Consider the following 16,031-nt stretch of genomic DNA (forward strand, 5'->3'; position numbering starts at 1 on the left):
AACTGAACAAATAATCTGAAAAAAGCCATTCTAAACGAATGGCTTTTTCTTTAATTAAAATTGAGTCGCGTCAGCCAATTTCCACATACGATAATAAAAATTCTCATCATCATCTAAATTACCTTGCAGTAATTCATTTTCTTTAAGGAAGAAATGAATTTGTGCATAATTTTTGATTTCACGATCATTCATACGTTGAGCAAGATGGTGGGCTTTAATATCAGAAGGGTGATTTAAGCCTGCTGCTGCAATCATTTCAGACAAAGCATGTAACGTGTTTTTGTGAAAGCTAAACACACGTTCAGCTTTACTCGGGACATCAATCGCTTTTTGTCGGTCTTTATCTTGTGTAGCAACGCCAACAGGGCATTGGTTGGTATGACAACTTTGAGCTTGAATACATCCAACAGCGAACATAAATCCACGCGCAGAGTTCACCCAATCAGCGCCGAGTGCAAAGGTGCTAGCAATATCGAAGGCGCTAATGATTTTACCACTTGCACCGATTTTGACCTGACTGCGTAGACCAGCTCCAACTAAAGTGTTGTGCACAAAACGTAACCCTTCTCTTAATGGAGTACCAATATAGTCACTAAATTCAATAGGTGCTGCACCCGTACCACCTTCAGACCCATCCACAACAATAAAGTCAGGAATGATTTTTGTTTCAAGCATCGCTTTTACGATACTCATGAACTGCCAAGGTTGACCGATACATAGTTTAAAACCAACAGGTTTACCACCAGAAAGCTCTCTTAGTTTCTGAATAAAATGCATCATTTCGATTGGGGTGTTGAAGCTTGGGTGGTTAGATGGAGAAATACAGTCATGGTCACGAGAAACACCACGAATTTGAGCAATTTCTTCGGTAATTTTATGTTTAGGTAAAATACCACCATGACCAGGTTTAGCGCCTTGAGAAAGCTTAAGCTCAATCATTTTGATTTGAGGTTGTTTCGCTTGTGCCGCAAATTTTTCAGGATCAAATAGTCCTTCTGGTGTACGGCAGCCAAAGTATCCACTCGCAATTTGCCAAACGATATCGCCACCGTTTTCTAAATGATAGGGACTCAGACTTCCTTCACCTGTATCGTGGTAGAAATGTCCCAGTTTTGCACCTTTGTTCAAAGCGCGAATTGCATTGGCACTTAAACTTCCAAAACTCATCGCTGAAATATTCAGAATAGAAGCACTATAAGGCTGACTACATTGCAAATTGCCAATTTGAACTCGGAAGCTTGCTGGATCAGCAGGTGGGCAAGGGGCAATTGAGTGAACAATAAACCGATAATTTGGCTCATACACATCTATGATTGATCCAAAAGGTTTATCCGCATTTTCATTTTTTGCACGTTGATAAACGAGACTACGTTGCATACGTGAAAATGGTAATGCATCTTGATCTGCCTCAATAAAATATTGGCGAATTTCAGGGCGTACATCTTCAAAGAAAAAACGGAAATGTCCCAAGATTGGATAGTTTTTTAAGATGGAGTGTTTCTTTTGCAGTAAATCATGAAGACCAACAAGACTCAGTAGGCTAGTCACTAACCATAGCCCATTTAATAACGTGTCTGAGATGAAATAATAAATGGTCTGTGGCGTATAAATTGTTTTAAACCAAGTAATTGTTAAAGCAATAAAAATACATAGGAACCAAACGGAATGTCTTGAAAAAAAGGTATTAAGTAATTTATGTCGTATAGCTTGTGCTGGACTAGCCATTGGCAAGGGATTCCTAAATTAAGTAATGGGTTCACGATGCCAAGAACGATGTATAACTACAAGTAATGAATTGTTAGATATGAGAATTATTCTCCATTTAAAAGTTTATCATTTGTTATATTCCGACCAATGTCGAGTTTAGGTTTAGCCTTATTTCTCTTCTAATATCGGTTTTACTTGAAGCATATGCAGATATGTAAGTGACTTCTAAAAGATTATAAAATTACATATAACATAATTTAATTATGTATTGCATAAATTAAATCTTTCTTGTAGCATGAATGTCATGGTTGAGAGCCAAAGCAAAAACTGTATTTTTCACGTTTGCTTTGGTGAGCTCATGGAAGGAAAAGGCAGTACATGGATGCTTTTACATATTTATAAAAACACCTGTTACCTTTCCTAACAACGTGCACAAGCGTTAATCATGCTAGATGGTTTATGATGACTATAGTGATTGACATTGTGTTCAGCTTAAAACGGATGAATTTATCTAATATAAGATAAGGGAAACTAGATGGACATTTTAGATAACCCATTAGAACTATGTGGCTTTGCTTTTATTGAGTTTGTTTCGACGGAAAATGGATTAGATCAGATCTTTGAAACAATCGGTTTTACAAAAGTTGCAAAGCATAAATCTAAAAAAGTTTATTTATGGCGCCAAGGTAATATCAATATTATCTTGAACTATCAGCCAGAATCTTATGCTTCATTCTTCTACAAGGAACATGGTCCTTCGGCATGCGCAATGGGTTTTAGAACTCGTGATGCTGCGAAAGCATTCAAAAATGCAATCGAATTGGGCGCAGAGCCTATGTATTCACAAGCAGGGCCGATGGAGTTAAATATCCCTGCGATTAAAGGGATTGGTGGTATGCCAATTTTCCTTGTAGATCGTGATATTTATGAAAATGATTTTATTTTCTTTGACGATGTTGAAAAAAATCCGCGTGGCGCAGGTTTAAATGAAATCGACCATTTAACACATAATGTTTATAAAGGTCGTATGGATTACTGGGCGAATTTCTACGAGAAAATCTTTAATTTCCAGGAAATTCGTTACTTTGACATCAAAGGTGAATATACAGGTTTAACGTCAAAAGCGTTGACTGCACCAGACGGTATGATTCGTATTCCTCTTAATGAGGACTCTGATAAGGGCAATGGTCAGATTGCTGAATTCCTTGCTGATTTTAATGGTGAAGGCATCCAACATATCGCATTCATTACAGATGATTTAGTTTCAACGTGGGATAAGTTAAAAGGCTTAGGTCTTAAATTTATGACACCACCGCCAGAAACCTATTATGAAATGTTAAATGAACGTTTACCTGAACATGGTGAGCCGACGGATGAGTTGAAGAAACGCGGCATTCTCTTGGATGGTAATACCAAAGAGGGCGAGAAAAAGCTGTTGTTACAGATATTCTCTGAAAATATGCTTGGGCCTGTATTCTTTGAATTTATTCAACGTAAAGATGATGATGGCTTTGGTGAAGGTAACTTCAAAGCGTTATTTGAATCAATTGAACGTGATCAAATCCGCCGTGGTGTGCTAGAAGCCAAATAAGCAAATATCAAATCAAAAAAGCCAAGATCAATATCTTGGCTTTTTTATTGAATAAGAAAAATAATTAACGTGTTTTGATATATTGATTAATTGCAGCTACTTCGCGTTTGAACAGTTCTAGCTTTTCACTACCATCATGAACAGGTAGGAACATTTCACTATCTAGTGCAACGATACAAAATTCCATTGCTTGATGTGCATTAAAGATTGGTAGACCAACAGCATTGATCCCAACCAATAGATCTCCTTTCGCAACAGCCATGCCTTGTCCCAAGATATTCTCTTTCAGAGCTAAAAACTCCCCCCAGCTTGACGGCTTAATTTGATAATGATTTTGAGCTGCTTTTTCCCACTCTGCAGACATTAAGGGCTGAATGACTGCTTCAGGTAAATAAGAGGCAAAGACACGACCAGCGGCAGAATTCACCAAAGGCATGATTGAACCGACTTTGGTTACAATCGAAATAGGATGGTTAGATTCAATAGATTGAACGACTAAAGGGCCTTTAGGAGACCACTTGCTAATTTGAATACCACAACCAATCTTGCTTTGCAGATCATAAATCAGATGTTGTACAAGCTGTAAAACATCAGTGTGTTGAATACAATTTAAGCCTAAACGCCAAGCTTGATCTCCAAGCGCATACTGGCCAGCATCGAGTTGCTTTGCGTAATTCATGCGGATAAGACTCACTAAATAGCGATGCACTTTGGCTGGATGCATATCTAATTTACTTGATAAGTCTTTTAAAATAATCGGTTTATTATGCTCTAAAAGCGCATTAAGTACAGATAAACCGACCTCGAGTGATTGAACGCCACCAGATAATTTTTCTTCAATCATTCACTAACCCTTAATCCGCATTTATCCAGTTGTATTTGTTTCAAGTAGATATTCAATGTTACACATGATGCCTGAGCATTTTTCAAAATAGAAATCATCTTTTTGAATGATGCAAATAGGCGAATTCTATAAGTATATAACGACTCAAAAATGAGTTTTTACTTTTGTTCATATAGCAGCAGAATACAACAAAAGTTTGCTTATTGATCATTCTTGAGCGATAAAAAATCGGCATTGAAGACAATCTGCTCCAATGCCGATGCGCTGAAAATGATTAAGCAGCAATTCGATTTCGAATCTGAATATCCATTGCTGCTTGAATGTCATAAAAAACCTTAAGCGGCAATGATGTATTCATCTTTGACAATACCATGCTGCGATGTTTTGACTATACTCCTAACTCTTCTTCATGAAGGAAATGAGTATGGTGAGGCGCACGTTTAGTACGACTCCATTCATCTAACATCTCGAGTTTCATTTCTTCAGTAATACGTGCAATTTTCGCATCTGCGTGAACATCATTATAAGTGAGTTCTAGGCGATGACCGTTTGGATCGAAGAAATAAATAGAGTGGAAAATACCGTGATTGGTTACGCCTAATACTTTCACACCATTTTCTTCTAAGTGTGTCTTTGCACGTAACAAAGCGTCTTGGTCTTCAACTTCAAAAGCAATATGTTGTACCCATTGCGGTGTATTCTCATCACGACCCATTTCAGGTTGCGTTGGCAGTTCAAAAAATGCCAGTACATTGCCTTGTCCTGCATCTAAGAATAAATGCATATAAGGATCAAAGGCTTTGGTTGAAGGAACGTGGTCTTCTGCAAATGCCAAGATGAAATCCATATTGAGCATTTTTTTGTACCACTCAACCGTTTCTTTGGCATCTTTACAGCGGTACGCGACGTGGTGAATTTTTTTAATTGCAAAGCTCATCATAAAACTCCTTTTTCTTTATTCCCAATCTGGTTGTTGTTCTGGTGCGGCATGTAAAAATGCTGGGATGGTAAGACAGTGTTGATAAATTGATTCAATCTTGGGAGATGGGCTCAAATCTACTTTGAAGCGTTTTGCGTTGTAGACTTGGGGAATCAAGCAACAGTCAGCAATTGTGGCTGAATTTCCGAAACAGAATTGACCATTTGAACGCTGCAATTGTACTTCAAGACTTTTAAAGCCTTCTAAAATCCAATGTTGATACCATTGGCTTTTTTGTTCGTTGGTTAAGCTCAGTTCATCTTGTAAGTATTTCAGCACTCTTAAATTGTTGAGTGGATGAATATCGCAAGCGATTGCTTGAGCAAAGGCACGAATTTTGGCACGCTCAATCAAATTTTTAGGCAATAAGGCTGTTGCTGGATAGCGTTCTTCCAAATATTCCAAAATGCTTAGAGATTGCAGCAAACTTTGCTCTTCATCAATCAGGGTTGGAACCAGCTGGCTTGGATTCAATACGCTATATTCAGCTTGCTGCTGTTCATTTTTAACCAAATGAACTGCTTGAGTCGCATAATCGAGACCTTTGAGATTCAAAGCGATCCGTACTCGATAAGCTGCGGAGCTACGAAAGTAACTATACAGTTTCATAGCTTGCTTCCTCTTTTTCAGTAAAGCGAAAGCTTTTTGCAGCTAAGACCTTATTTGAAACTTCGCCGAAGCCAACACGAATACCATTTTTTTCACAATAACCTTTCATGATGACGCGGTCGCCGTCTTCCAAAAAGCCACGCTTTTCGCCATTAGAAAGAGTTAGTGGTTTGGTTGTGTTCCACGTAAGCTCAAGTAAGCTGCCGTATGAGTTTTCAGTTGGACCTGAAATCGTACCCGATCCCATAAGATCACCAACTTGAACATTACAACCTGCAATGGTGTGGTGAGTAAGTTGTTGAGCCATCGACCAATACATATATTTGAAGTTGGTTTCGCAGATCACATCAGTTTGTTGCGATTTAGGGCTTTGTACTTCTACGCTGAGATGAATGTCATAGCTATTCGCAACGTTTTCTTCTAAGTAGCACAGTGGTTTTGGTTCTTGAGTTGGGCCTTTTACTTTAAATGGTTCAAGAGCTTCCATCGTAACAACCCAAGGCGAAATAGCGCTCGCAAAAGTTTTTGCATTGAAAGGGCCAAGAGGCACATATTCCCATTGTTGAATATCACGTGCTGACCAGTCATTGAGTAAAACCATACCGAAGATATGATCCCATGCATCTTCAATGGCAATTGGCTGACCCAGTTCAGTTGCTTTACCGACCACAAAAGCTGTTTCTAATTCAAAATCCAGCTTGCGAGTTGCAGAGAAAATTGGACGATCTTCATTTGGTAGTTTGATTTGTCCAGATGGGCGGATAATATCTTTACCGCTGACGATCACTGAGCTTGCACGACCATTATATCCGACAGGAAGTTCGCTCCAGTTTGGTAAAAGCGCATTCTTTGGATCTCTAAACATCGTACCTACATTGGTCGCATGTTCTTTAGACGAATAGAAATCGGTATAGCCAGGCACTTGTAGAGGTAAGTGTAAAGTTACCGTATTTTGTTTAAAAAAAGCTTGTTGGCGTAATTCCGTATTATCACGAAGCGTTGGATTGTCCGCTGAAAGTAGACTTTGTAATGTTTGACGTACTTTTTGCCAGTTTGCTTTACCTGAATCGATAAATTTATTGAGTGTTGGCTGATCGAAATAGCGAATATTTTCATTGAGTTGTAGTAAACCATGCGTTTCTAAAGCAGCAAGGTCAAGGACTAAATCACCAATTGCAACACCAACACGTTTGTTACCGTCAGGTGTTTCACTAAAAATACCATATGGCAAATTATGCATTGTGAAATCTGATAGAGCTTGAATCTCAACAAAAGAGCTTAAATTCTGTGCCATGATTTACTTTCCTTGTCTTTAATTCTATCTGGACGAAGCCATAAATTTTACTTTTTCCTCATCATCTTATTGAAAAATATGTAGATACTCTCAGTTGAGTAGCAATAATTTCCTGTGATCAAGAAGAAGGATTAACCGTTATGAGTTCTATCATACTTAAATTTAGTAATTACGCAATACATAATTTAATTACATATTTCATAATTATTGTTATTTGTTGAATTTTCTGCTTATATGCGCGGTTATGAGAAAAGTAAATTAATTATTTTTCGATCAACTATAGGCATTTTTGATTAATTTATGATATACGTAATTTAATACAAAAAAATTACGTGACAAGGATGAGAATAATCATATGTCAAAACCAGAGCAAGGAAATCTGAAACACGGTTTGAGCAATCGACACATCCAGCTTATCGCGCTAGGTGGTGCAATTGGTACAGGACTGTTTCTTGGTATTTCACAATCAATCAAGCTTGCAGGACCTTCAGTTATTTTAGGTTATGCAATCGCAGGCTTTATTGCATTTCTAATGATGCGTCAGTTAGGAGAAATGGTTGTACAAGAACCAGTAAGTGGTTCTTTTAGTCATTTCGCATACAAATACTGGGGTTCATTTGCAGGCTTTATGTCAGGCTGGAACTACTGGGTACTCAATGTTTTAGTGTGTATGGCAGAATTAAGCGCAATTGGGCTTTATATACAATATTGGTGGCCAGAAATCCCGACATGGGCTTCCGCTTTAGCCTTCTTTATTTTGATTAACGGTATCAACTTATTACACGTCAAATTCTTTGGTGAAATGGAATTTTGGTTCTCTATTGTTAAGATTCTTGCAATTTTGGCGATGATTGCCTTCGGTTCATATCTACTTGCGACAGGAACAGCAGGGCCTCAAGCAGGCATCAGCAATCTTTGGGCACTCGGTGGATTCTTTCCATTTGGTGTAGAAGGTTTAGTCATGGCAATGGCTGTGATCATTTTTGCTTTTGGTGGTATCGAACTATTTGGTATTACGGCTGCCGAAGCACGTGATCCTGACAAAACCTTACCTAAAGCTGTAAATCAAATTATTTATCGTATTTTGATTTTCTATATTGCGACATTGTTTGTTTTATTTGCACTTTTCCCATGGAATCAAATGGCAGAGGGCGGTAGTCCATTCGTGATGGTCTTTGCTTCATTAGACAGCCAAGGTGTTGCGACGCTTTTGAACTTTGTAATATTAACTGCAGCTGTGTCGGTTTATAACGGCACAAGTTATTGCAGCAGTCGTATGTTATTAGGTTTGGCTGAGCAAGGTAATGCACCTAAGTTTCTAAAGAAAATTAATAAGCGCGGTATTCCAACCAACGCCGTATATGTATCTGCTTTTGTGACGGTGCTTTGTGTATTGTTGAATTATGCGTTCCCTGATAAAGCCTTTGGCTTGCTAATGATGTTGGTGGTTGCAGCGATTGTAATTAACTGGATTGTTATTTCGTGGACACACTTGAAGTTCCGTAAGGCGATGTTAGCAGAAGGGCAAACGACTAAGTTTCCGAGTATTGCTTATCCATTTAGTAACTACCTTTGCATCGTATTCATGTTGGGTATTCTTGTAGTGATGTCATTGACTGCGGATATGCGTATTGCGGTGATGATGATTCCTGCTTGGATTCTGTGCTTAATGTTTGCTTATTACATGAAGCAACGTAAGTTGAAAAATGCACAACCAAGCGTTGCATATAATGCTGATGTATAAGCTTTAGATTTTCACTCAAAATCTTGGATAGGACTGAGTTTATCCTCAGTCCTATTTTCTTTTTATCTTTTGTTATAAAAGAACGGTGGAAGTGATGACCGTTCAAGAAAGGACTTTTTAATGTTTCAACATATCCCACCTTATGCAGGCGATCCAATCCTCTCTTTAATGGAACAGTTTAATGCTGATTCTCGCGCTGAAAAGGTTAACCTGAGTATTGGTTTGTACTACAACGAAGACAGTATCGTTCCTCAGCTTGATACCATTATCGAAGCTCAAAAACGTATTGTGCCTAAAAATGATAAAACCAAACTTTATCTCCCAATGGAAGGCTTCAAACCTTACCGTGATGCGATTCAAGCATTATTGTTTGGTACAAATAGCCCAGCAATTCAACAAGGTCGTGTTGCTACCATTCAAACTTTGGGTGGTTCAGGTGCATTAAAAGTCGGTGCAGATTTCTTAAAAACTTATTTTCCAAATTCAGAAGTTTGGGTGAGCCAACCAACGTGGGATAACCATGTTGCGATCTTCAACGGTGCAGGCATCAAGAGCAACTTCTATCCATATTTTGATGCTGAAACACGTGGTGTTGATTTTGACGGTATGTTGTCAACATTAAAAACTTTGCCAGAGCAAAGCATCGTGTTATTACACCCTTGCTGCCACAACCCAACAGGTGCGGATTTAAATCCAGCACAATGGGATCAAGTGATTGCAGTGTTAAAAGAGCGTAATCTGATTCCATTCCTCGACATCGCTTATCAAGGCTTTGGCGATGGTATGGAACAAGATGCTTATGCAATCCGTGCTCTAGACCAAGCGGGCTTGAACTTTATTGTCAGCAACTCTTTCTCTAAAATCTTCTCACTGTATGGTGAGCGTGTTGGTGGTTTAACTTTCGTATGTGATGATGCTGAAGCCGCAAAATGCACATTCGGCCAGTTAAAAGCAACAGTACGTCGTATCTACTCTAGCCCACCAACAACAGGTGCATGGTTGGTTGATCAAGTACTCAATGATGCTGATTTAAACCAACAATGGCAGGGTGAAGTGAAAGAGATGCGTGAGCGTATTATTAAAATGCGTAGCATCCTCAAAGATGAACTGACTAAAGCCTTACCTGATCGTGACTTTAGCTATCTTGTGAATCAAAAAGGGATGTTCAGCTATACAGGTTTAACGGCTGAACAAGTGGACACGCTTCGTGAAGAATATGCGATCTACTTAGTCCGTAGTGGGCGTATTTGTGTGGCTGGTTTAAACATGAACAATGTTTATAAAGTTGCCAAAGCAATGGCTGAAGTATTGGCGAAGTCAGCTTGATACCATCAAGAAAATAGAGCCGAGAGGCTCTATTTTTTTATAAAAATAAAGAAAAAGTATTGATCATTCTCTATCTAGAGTTAAGAACTCAATGTTTAAATAAGATAGAATTATAAAAATATCTCATCTCTTTTCAGCTTGGCATTAAGCCACCAAAGGGTTTCTTAAATTGTTGCAATCATTGAATATTAAAACCCGACTTGGTGGTTTTTACTTTTTCTACTATTCAATTGTTGGCACGTTCATGCCTTATTGGAATCTTTATCTACAAGATCAAGGTTTTAATTATCAAGAAATCGGTATTTTATCTTCGATTGCAATCATTACTCGTTTTTTTGCGCCATTTATTTGGGGGTGGATTGCAGATAAATCAGGTAAAAGGATGCTTTTGGTTCGAGTTGCAACTTGGATGGAAGCCTGTATTTGGTTTGCAATTTTTATTATTCCAAATAGTTTTCAATCCGTGGCTTTACTGATGCTGATTTTTAGCTTTTTTCAAAATGCAATTTTGGCACAATTTGAAGGGGTTACTTTATTTTGGTTAGGCGAAAAGAGAGCTGAGCTATATGGAAAAGTACGTAAATGGGGGTCTGTGGGTTTCATTGTAGGTGTGTTTGCGATAGGAGCATTGTTAGAAGTTATTCCCATTTCAATGTTACCGATTTTACTGTTATCCGTTTCATTTTTAGCCTTTCTGTGGTCTTTCAGCATTAAAGAGCCAGAACATGCACCAAGTTCACAAAAAAAATTAGAACCTTTATTGCCGATTTTGAAAAAGCCGATGATTGCGGTATTTTTCACAATTGAATTTATTTTGCTTTTTTCACAAGCACCATTTTACAGTTTTTATAGTAATTTTCTGAAAGAAATTGGGTTTAGTACTACACAGATCGGCTCATTATGGGCGACAGGCGTTATTGCTGAAATTGTCATGTTTGCGATCGCTCAAAAAGTCTTTTTTACTCGATTCTCATGGCGATCACTGGTTATCATTTGTCTGCTACTTACGAGTTTGCGTTGGTTTTTAGTGGGAATGCTTGAAGCTAATTTTATAGGACAACTTCTTGCACAATGTTTACACGCATTTAGTTTTGGCTTATTCCATTTGATTGCAATGAAAGTTATTTTCCAAAACTTTTCAGCAGAACAGCAGGGACGTGGTCAAGCACTCTATAGCACGATGTGGGGATTAGGCGTCGCATCAGGTAGTTTATTAGCGGGACATTATTGGCAGATTTTTTCAGGCTCGAGGATATTTCTCTGTGCGAGTATCGTCGTGCTATTGGGCTTGATGTTGGTAATTTGGCTGCCGAATCAAGTTGAAACAACAGCCTAATGATCATTTAGATTTTTATCTTTTGATATTCTGGCATCCAAGGTTGTGCCTGTTCAAGCTGAGCAGCAAGTTGCAGTAAACGATCTTCGCGACCAAAAGGTGCAATGAATTGACTTCCTAAAGGTAAGCCATTTTTATTCCAATAGAGTGGGACAGACATAGCAGGTAAACCAGTTACATTGGCAAGTTGCGTAAATGGAACCCAACTTAAATTATCTCTCACCATTTGCTCAACTAGCTTTCCTTGAGCTAAATAATGTGCTTTTCCAACTTTTAAAAGACCTTTTAAAATTGGTTTTTGCCAAGCAGGGGTTGCGACTTCTCCATTTTTTGGGGCAACCGAAGCAGTGGTTGGTGTTAAATATAAATCATACTGTTCAAAGAAAAGATTCATTTGAGTACTGTAGTGTCCCCAATTATTCAAAGTATGAATATATTCTGTTGCAGTGGTTTTAGCTCCAAAAGCAGCCAAGGCAACAGAATCAAGTTCAAAATCATGATCTGTTGCACCTGACATTTGCTTAATTTGCGCTTGCATATAAGAGAATTGGCTAAACCAAGTTGTGACGAAATCTTTTGCTAATGCCATTCCATCAATTTGTGGGTGATCCTCAACCACAATATGTCCTAATGATTCCAAAAGCTTTGCTGTTTGATGAACGGCTTGAATCGCATCCTTAGATACTTTAGTGCCGATTGGTGATGCAGTATTAAATGCGACTCTTAATTTTTTAGGAGTTTGTTGAATAACATCTAAATATTTCTGGGTTGGTGCTTCAATTTTAAATAGCGAAGTTTGTTCTGGACCTTGTACTGCATCTAACATCGCCGCACTGTCTCGAACGGTTTTACTCAAGACGTGCTGCATTGCAGCACCATGCATCGCTTCACTATATTGTGGCCCCCAAGGCGTACGTCCTCGGCTCGGTTTCAAACCGAATAAACCACAATAAGAAGCTGGAATACGAATTGAACCGCCACCATCACCAGCGCCTGCAATTGGAACTAAACCACCAGCAACAGCCGATGCTGAACCGCCAGAAGAGCCACCACTATTATATTTTAAATTCCAAGGGTTATGACAAGTACCCCAAGCATCAGGTTCAGTAATGCCTTTGATCCCAAACTCAGGCGTATTGGTACGACCGAATGTAATAATACCTGTTTCTTCCCAACGATTGACAATTTCAGCATTAAAATCAGGCGTATAGTTTATATTTTTGAGTGCTTGGCTTCCGTACGAGGTTGGAATACCTTGATATTCTTGAAATAAGTCTTTGACCAAAAAGGGAACACCAGCAAACATACCTGATTTAGGTTGATGAGCACGATGTTTTGCTTGCTCGTACATTGGAATAATGACTGCATTAAGCTTTGGGTTAACCAGAGCTGTACGTTCTAATGCGATTTCCAATAACTCAGAAGGATGAACTTGCTTTTGTTTGATCAACTGAGCTAAACCTAAACCGTCGTATTGGATGTATTCAGAAAATTTCATAGCCTTTATCCCTTCAGCTAAATTTTTATAAAGTACAGAGAAATAATTTTAATCATCAAGAATACCTTAAAAAAATTAGATCACAATCAAATAAATCGTCCGACAAAAATATTGTGTTTATATGGTTATGATTAAGTGTTTTTCTTAAAAAATATGCTAAGTTAAGGCCATGGAACGTTTTAGAAGACGACTTAATTAAATCTATGAAAAATATTTATATTATTGGATTATTATGTGCCTGCTCGACATGGACGATGGCAGAGACAGTGACAAATACAGCAACAGCGCAACAAGCAGCTAAGGCAAATGCAATTCGCGTCATTACTCGACCTGAAATTATGGGGCTGTGGGGAATGGAAATCGCAAATAATAAAAAATGTGTAGAGTACTATAACTTCCGTGGTATGAGCGATGTCGTTATCAAAAGTGGTAAAGAATGGACTTATGGTCTCTATGATTATCAACCTTCTGACGATCATAAAGAGCGATTACCAGCTCTGATTTTACAGATCAAATATGACAACAATGAAGTTGATTGTTCAGGTCAACAGCAAGATCAAACTGGTGAAGTTTCACAATATTTCGTGAAATGGGAAAATGAGCATACGATTGATTTCTGCGCTAATGAAAAAGGCGACAAGTGCTTTGCAACGCTACGCCGAGTTTTACCATAAGATTTTATCGATATAAAAAAGCCTCTTAAAATTAAGAGGCTTTTTTATTTATGCTTTCTCAGCTTGTGGTTCGAGCTGTTTGAGCAAATGTTTTTCTAGGTAGTGAATATCCATTGCTTGTTCACAAAAGTTTTTATCTTTTAAGATTAAGTCTTTGTGTAATGGAATATTAGTTTTAATACCTGTCAAAATCATTTCATCTAAAGCTTGACGCATACGAGATAAAGATGTTTCACGATCTTTACCATATGAAATCAATTTAGCAATCATCGAATCGTAGTATGGCGGAATGCTATAGCCCTGATAAATATGAGAGTCTAAACGTATGCCAGCACCGCCCGGAGCATAGAAGCTCTCGATTTTACCGGGTGAAGGTAAGAACGTCGTTGGGTCTTCTGCATTGATACGGCATTCAATCGCATGACCTTTAACTTCGATTTGATCTTGTTCAAGTTCTAAGCCTAAACCAGCAGCAATACGAAGTTGCTGTTCAATAATATCAACACCTGTCACCATTTCAGTAACTGGATGCTCAACCTGAACACGCGTGTTCATTTCAATGAAGAAGAATTCACCTTCTTCAAATAAAAATTCAAACGTACCAGCACCACGATATTGCATCAATTTACAAGCATTTACACATGCTTCTAAAATATCTGCACGTGCTTGTTCTGGTAGGTTTGGTGCAGGCGCTTCTTCTAACACTTTTTGATGACGACGTTGTAAAGAACAGTCTCGATCATATAAATGAATCGCGTGACCATTACCATCACCTAATACCTGTACTTCGACATGGCGAGGCTTCTGTAAGAAGCGTTCCATATACACGGTATCATCACCGAACCACATTTCAGCATCGCGTTGAGCAGCTTGAACTGACTCGAGAAGCGTATCGACACGTTCAACAATACGCATACCACGACCACCACCACCAGCGGCTGCTTTAACGATTAATGGAAAGCCGATTTCTTTGGCTTCAGCAAGTGCATTATTGATCGTTACGGCATGGTCACATCCAGGTACTGTCGGTACACCTGCCTTTTTCATAGCAATAATCGCTGATACTTTATTGCCCATAAGGCGAATATGTTCAGGACGTGGACCAATGAAAATAAAACCTGAATTTTCTACAATTTCAGCAAATTCAGCATTTTCAGATAAGAAACCATAACCCGGGTGGATGGCATCAGCACCTGTAATTTCTGCAGCAGTAATAATTGCAGGAATATTTAAATAGCTTTCGCTACTTGCACCCGGCCCGATACATACTGCTTCATCAACAAAGCGTAAATGCATCAAGTCTTTATCGGCATCAGAATAAATACCAACAGTTTTAATGCCAAGAGTTTTGCAAGCCCGCGTAATGCGTAAAGCGATTTCACCACGGTTTGCAATTAATACTTTTTGCAACATAGAAATCCCCAAACTGATTAAGCACGGTAGCGGAAAAGTGGCTGACCAAATTGAATGACTTCGCCATTTTTCACTAGAATTTCTTCAATTACGCCACTTTGAGTTGCTTCAATTGGGTTCATGATCTTCATTGCTTCGATGATACCAAGCGTTTCACCCGCTGAAACAGTTTGACCTACATTTACAAACGGTGCTTCACCAGGGCTTGGAGCTGCGTAGAACACACCAACCATTGGTGAGGTTTCTACTGCGCCACGTGGTGTTTTTGCAGCAGGTGCAGCAGGCGCTGTAGCTGTAGGAGCAGCAGCAACTGGAGCAGCATAAACTGGTGTTGGACGAGTTAATGAGATGGATTGATCACCTTCCTTAACTTCAATCGCCTGTAAGTCAGATTCAATCATCAAGTCGATGAGTTTCTTGATTTTACGGATATCCATGAGTGAGCATTCCTGCAAATGTATAAATTAGTTAGAAGATTGAATTTTTTCGATAGCGTAATCGAGTGCGAAGGAGTAACCCTTAGCACCTAAGCCACAAATCACGCCGATGGCTTTATCTGATAAATACGAGTGATGACGAAATGCCTCACGTGCGTGAACATTTGACAAATGAACTTCAATAAATGGAATCGCAACGCCGAGAAGGGCATCACGTACAGCAACTGAGGTATGTGTTAGCGCAGCAGGGTTGATAATAATAAATTTTACCCCATCGTTTTGCGCTTGATGAATGCGATCTACAATCGCACCTTCCCAATTGCTTTGAAAAGTATCTAGGGTTAAAGATGCATTTTGAGCTTGAGCAGTGAGTTGTTGGTTAATATCATCTAAAGTGAGATAACCATATACCTCTGGTTCGCGCTTTCCTAGCAAGTTCAAATTCGGTCCGTGAATCACCAAAATGGTTGAGCTCATTCAGCCTGCTCCAATTCTAAATCTGCAAAAGTTTTTTGCAAGATGTCTGCAAAGTTTGCTTATTATGGCACAAAATTCTGCATTTTTTTTATAATTTGTTTT

Annotated in this window: 14 protein-coding genes; 5 read left to right on the forward strand and 9 right to left on the reverse strand. The window is 38.7% G+C overall.

The genetic code is table 11. The features are described from left to right. Positions 1 to 54 precede the first annotated feature (54 nt). Positions 55 to 1,725 carry an FMN-binding glutamate synthase family protein gene (locus F959_RS08755; RefSeq protein WP_004879257.1) on the reverse strand — a complete coding sequence of 557 codons (1,671 nt, stop codon included), beginning with the start codon at positions 1,723 to 1,725 and terminating at the stop codon, positions 55 to 57. Positions 1,726 to 2,242: 517 nt separating this feature from the next. On the opposite strand from F959_RS08755, the gene hppD reads away from it, so the two are divergent. Continuing rightward, the gene (hppD, locus tag F959_RS08760; protein ID WP_004879259.1) at positions 2,243 to 3,298 is read left to right on the forward strand and encodes a 4-hydroxyphenylpyruvate dioxygenase; all 1,056 of its coding nucleotides are present in this window, start codon (positions 2,243 to 2,245) and stop codon (positions 3,296 to 3,298) included. A gap of 64 nt (positions 3,299 to 3,362) precedes the next feature. Here hppD and F959_RS08765 read toward each other — a convergent pair whose 3' ends face one another. From F959_RS08765 to fahA, 4 genes are all read right to left on the reverse strand, one after another. Then, positions 3,363 to 4,142, reverse strand: coding sequence for an IclR family transcriptional regulator (locus tag F959_RS08765; RefSeq protein WP_004879261.1), 780 nt, complete (start codon positions 4,140 to 4,142; stop codon positions 3,363 to 3,365). A 388-nt stretch (positions 4,143 to 4,530) separates the two neighbouring features. Next, the gene (locus F959_RS08770) at positions 4,531 to 5,079 is read right to left on the reverse strand and encodes a VOC family protein (RefSeq protein ID WP_004879263.1); all 549 of its coding nucleotides are present in this window, start codon (positions 5,077 to 5,079) and stop codon (positions 4,531 to 4,533) included. An 18-nt stretch (positions 5,080 to 5,097) separates the two neighbouring features. Further along, entirely contained in the window at positions 5,098 to 5,730 is a 633-nt protein-coding gene (gene maiA, locus F959_RS08775) for a maleylacetoacetate isomerase (RefSeq protein WP_004879264.1), read from the reverse strand. Then, complete coding sequence (gene fahA / locus F959_RS08780; protein ID WP_004879267.1) at positions 5,717 to 7,024, reverse strand: fumarylacetoacetase; 1,308 nt, start codon at positions 7,022 to 7,024, stop codon at positions 5,717 to 5,719. The genes maiA and fahA overlap by 14 nt, the downstream gene beginning before the upstream one ends. A gap of 355 nt (positions 7,025 to 7,379) precedes the next feature. Here fahA and F959_RS08785 point away from each other — a divergent pair, with 355 nt between their 5' ends. From F959_RS08785 to F959_RS08795, 3 genes are all read left to right on the forward strand, one after another. Beyond that, complete coding sequence (locus tag F959_RS08785) at positions 7,380 to 8,768, forward strand: amino acid permease (RefSeq protein WP_004879269.1); 1,389 nt, start codon at positions 7,380 to 7,382, stop codon at positions 8,766 to 8,768. A gap of 120 nt (positions 8,769 to 8,888) precedes the next feature. After that, a complete protein-coding gene (locus F959_RS08790; RefSeq protein WP_004879271.1) occupies positions 8,889 to 10,094 on the forward strand; it encodes an amino acid aminotransferase in 1,206 nt (401 codons plus the stop codon). Positions 10,095 to 10,263: 169 nt separating this feature from the next. Further along, positions 10,264 to 11,430, forward strand: coding sequence for an MFS transporter (locus tag F959_RS08795; RefSeq protein WP_017196941.1), 1,167 nt, complete (start codon positions 10,264 to 10,266; stop codon positions 11,428 to 11,430). 7 nt (positions 11,431 to 11,437) lie between these two features. Here F959_RS08795 and F959_RS08800 read toward each other — a convergent pair whose 3' ends face one another. After that, positions 11,438 to 12,928: an amidase gene (locus tag F959_RS08800; RefSeq protein WP_004879274.1), complete on the reverse strand. Its 1,491-nt coding sequence runs from the start codon at positions 12,926 to 12,928 to the stop codon at positions 11,438 to 11,440. A 203-nt stretch (positions 12,929 to 13,131) separates the two neighbouring features. Here F959_RS08800 and F959_RS08805 point away from each other — a divergent pair, with 203 nt between their 5' ends. Then, the gene (locus tag F959_RS08805; protein WP_004879275.1) at positions 13,132 to 13,602 is read left to right on the forward strand and encodes a hypothetical protein; all 471 of its coding nucleotides are present in this window, start codon (positions 13,132 to 13,134) and stop codon (positions 13,600 to 13,602) included. 48 nt (positions 13,603 to 13,650) lie between these two features. Here the strand turns inward: F959_RS08805 and accC are convergent, their stop codons facing one another. The 3 genes from accC to aroQ are packed head-to-tail and all read right to left on the reverse strand — an operon-like array spanning position 13,651 to position 15,929. Then, positions 13,651 to 15,015: an acetyl-CoA carboxylase biotin carboxylase subunit gene (gene accC, locus F959_RS08810; RefSeq protein WP_004879277.1), complete on the reverse strand. Its 1,365-nt coding sequence runs from the start codon at positions 15,013 to 15,015 to the stop codon at positions 13,651 to 13,653. A gap of 17 nt (positions 15,016 to 15,032) precedes the next feature. Continuing rightward, positions 15,033 to 15,452, reverse strand: coding sequence for an acetyl-CoA carboxylase biotin carboxyl carrier protein (accB, locus tag F959_RS08815; protein WP_004879279.1), 420 nt, complete (start codon positions 15,450 to 15,452; stop codon positions 15,033 to 15,035). Between the two features lie 27 nt (positions 15,453 to 15,479). Continuing rightward, positions 15,480 to 15,929, reverse strand: a complete 450-nt coding sequence (gene aroQ, locus F959_RS08820; RefSeq protein WP_004879281.1) for a type II 3-dehydroquinate dehydratase — start codon at positions 15,927 to 15,929, stop codon at positions 15,480 to 15,482. Positions 15,930 to 16,031 lie beyond the last annotated feature (102 nt).

This window comes from Acinetobacter venetianus RAG-1 = CIP 110063, from assembly GCF_000368585.1.
In the GTDB taxonomy this organism is placed as follows: Bacteria; Pseudomonadota; Gammaproteobacteria; order Pseudomonadales; family Moraxellaceae; genus Acinetobacter; species Acinetobacter venetianus.

Bases quoted from the DNA above. Each gene is read 5' to 3' on its own strand.
- F959_RS08785 (WP_004879269.1), top strand. From the start codon at position 7,380: ATGTCAAAACCAGAGCAAGGAAATCTGAAACACGGTTTGAGCAATCGA.
- hppD (WP_004879259.1), top strand. From the start codon at position 2,243: ATGGACATTTTAGATAACCCATTAGAACTATGTGGCTTTGCTTTTATT.
- F959_RS08790 (WP_004879271.1), top strand. From the start codon at position 8,889: ATGTTTCAACATATCCCACCTTATGCAGGCGATCCAATCCTCTCTTTA.
- maiA (WP_004879264.1), bottom strand. From the start codon at position 5,730: ATGAAACTGTATAGTTACTTTCGTAGCTCCGCAGCTTATCGAGTACGG.
- accC (WP_004879277.1), bottom strand. From the start codon at position 15,015: ATGTTGCAAAAAGTATTAATTGCAAACCGTGGTGAAATCGCTTTACGC.
- accB (WP_004879279.1), bottom strand. From the start codon at position 15,452: ATGGATATCCGTAAAATCAAGAAACTCATCGACTTGATGATTGAATCT.
- F959_RS08765 (WP_004879261.1), bottom strand. From the start codon at position 4,142: ATGATTGAAGAAAAATTATCTGGTGGCGTTCAATCACTCGAGGTCGGT.
- F959_RS08755 (WP_004879257.1), bottom strand. From the start codon at position 1,725: ATGGCTAGTCCAGCACAAGCTATACGACATAAATTACTTAATACCTTT.
- F959_RS08805 (WP_004879275.1), top strand. From the start codon at position 13,132: ATGAAAAATATTTATATTATTGGATTATTATGTGCCTGCTCGACATGG.
- F959_RS08800 (WP_004879274.1), bottom strand. From the start codon at position 12,928: ATGAAATTTTCTGAATACATCCAATACGACGGTTTAGGTTTAGCTCAG.
- aroQ (WP_004879281.1), bottom strand. From the start codon at position 15,929: ATGAGCTCAACCATTTTGGTGATTCACGGACCGAATTTGAACTTGCTA.
- fahA (WP_004879267.1), bottom strand. From the start codon at position 7,024: ATGGCACAGAATTTAAGCTCTTTTGTTGAGATTCAAGCTCTATCAGAT.
- F959_RS08770 (WP_004879263.1), bottom strand. From the start codon at position 5,079: ATGAGCTTTGCAATTAAAAAAATTCACCACGTCGCGTACCGCTGTAAA.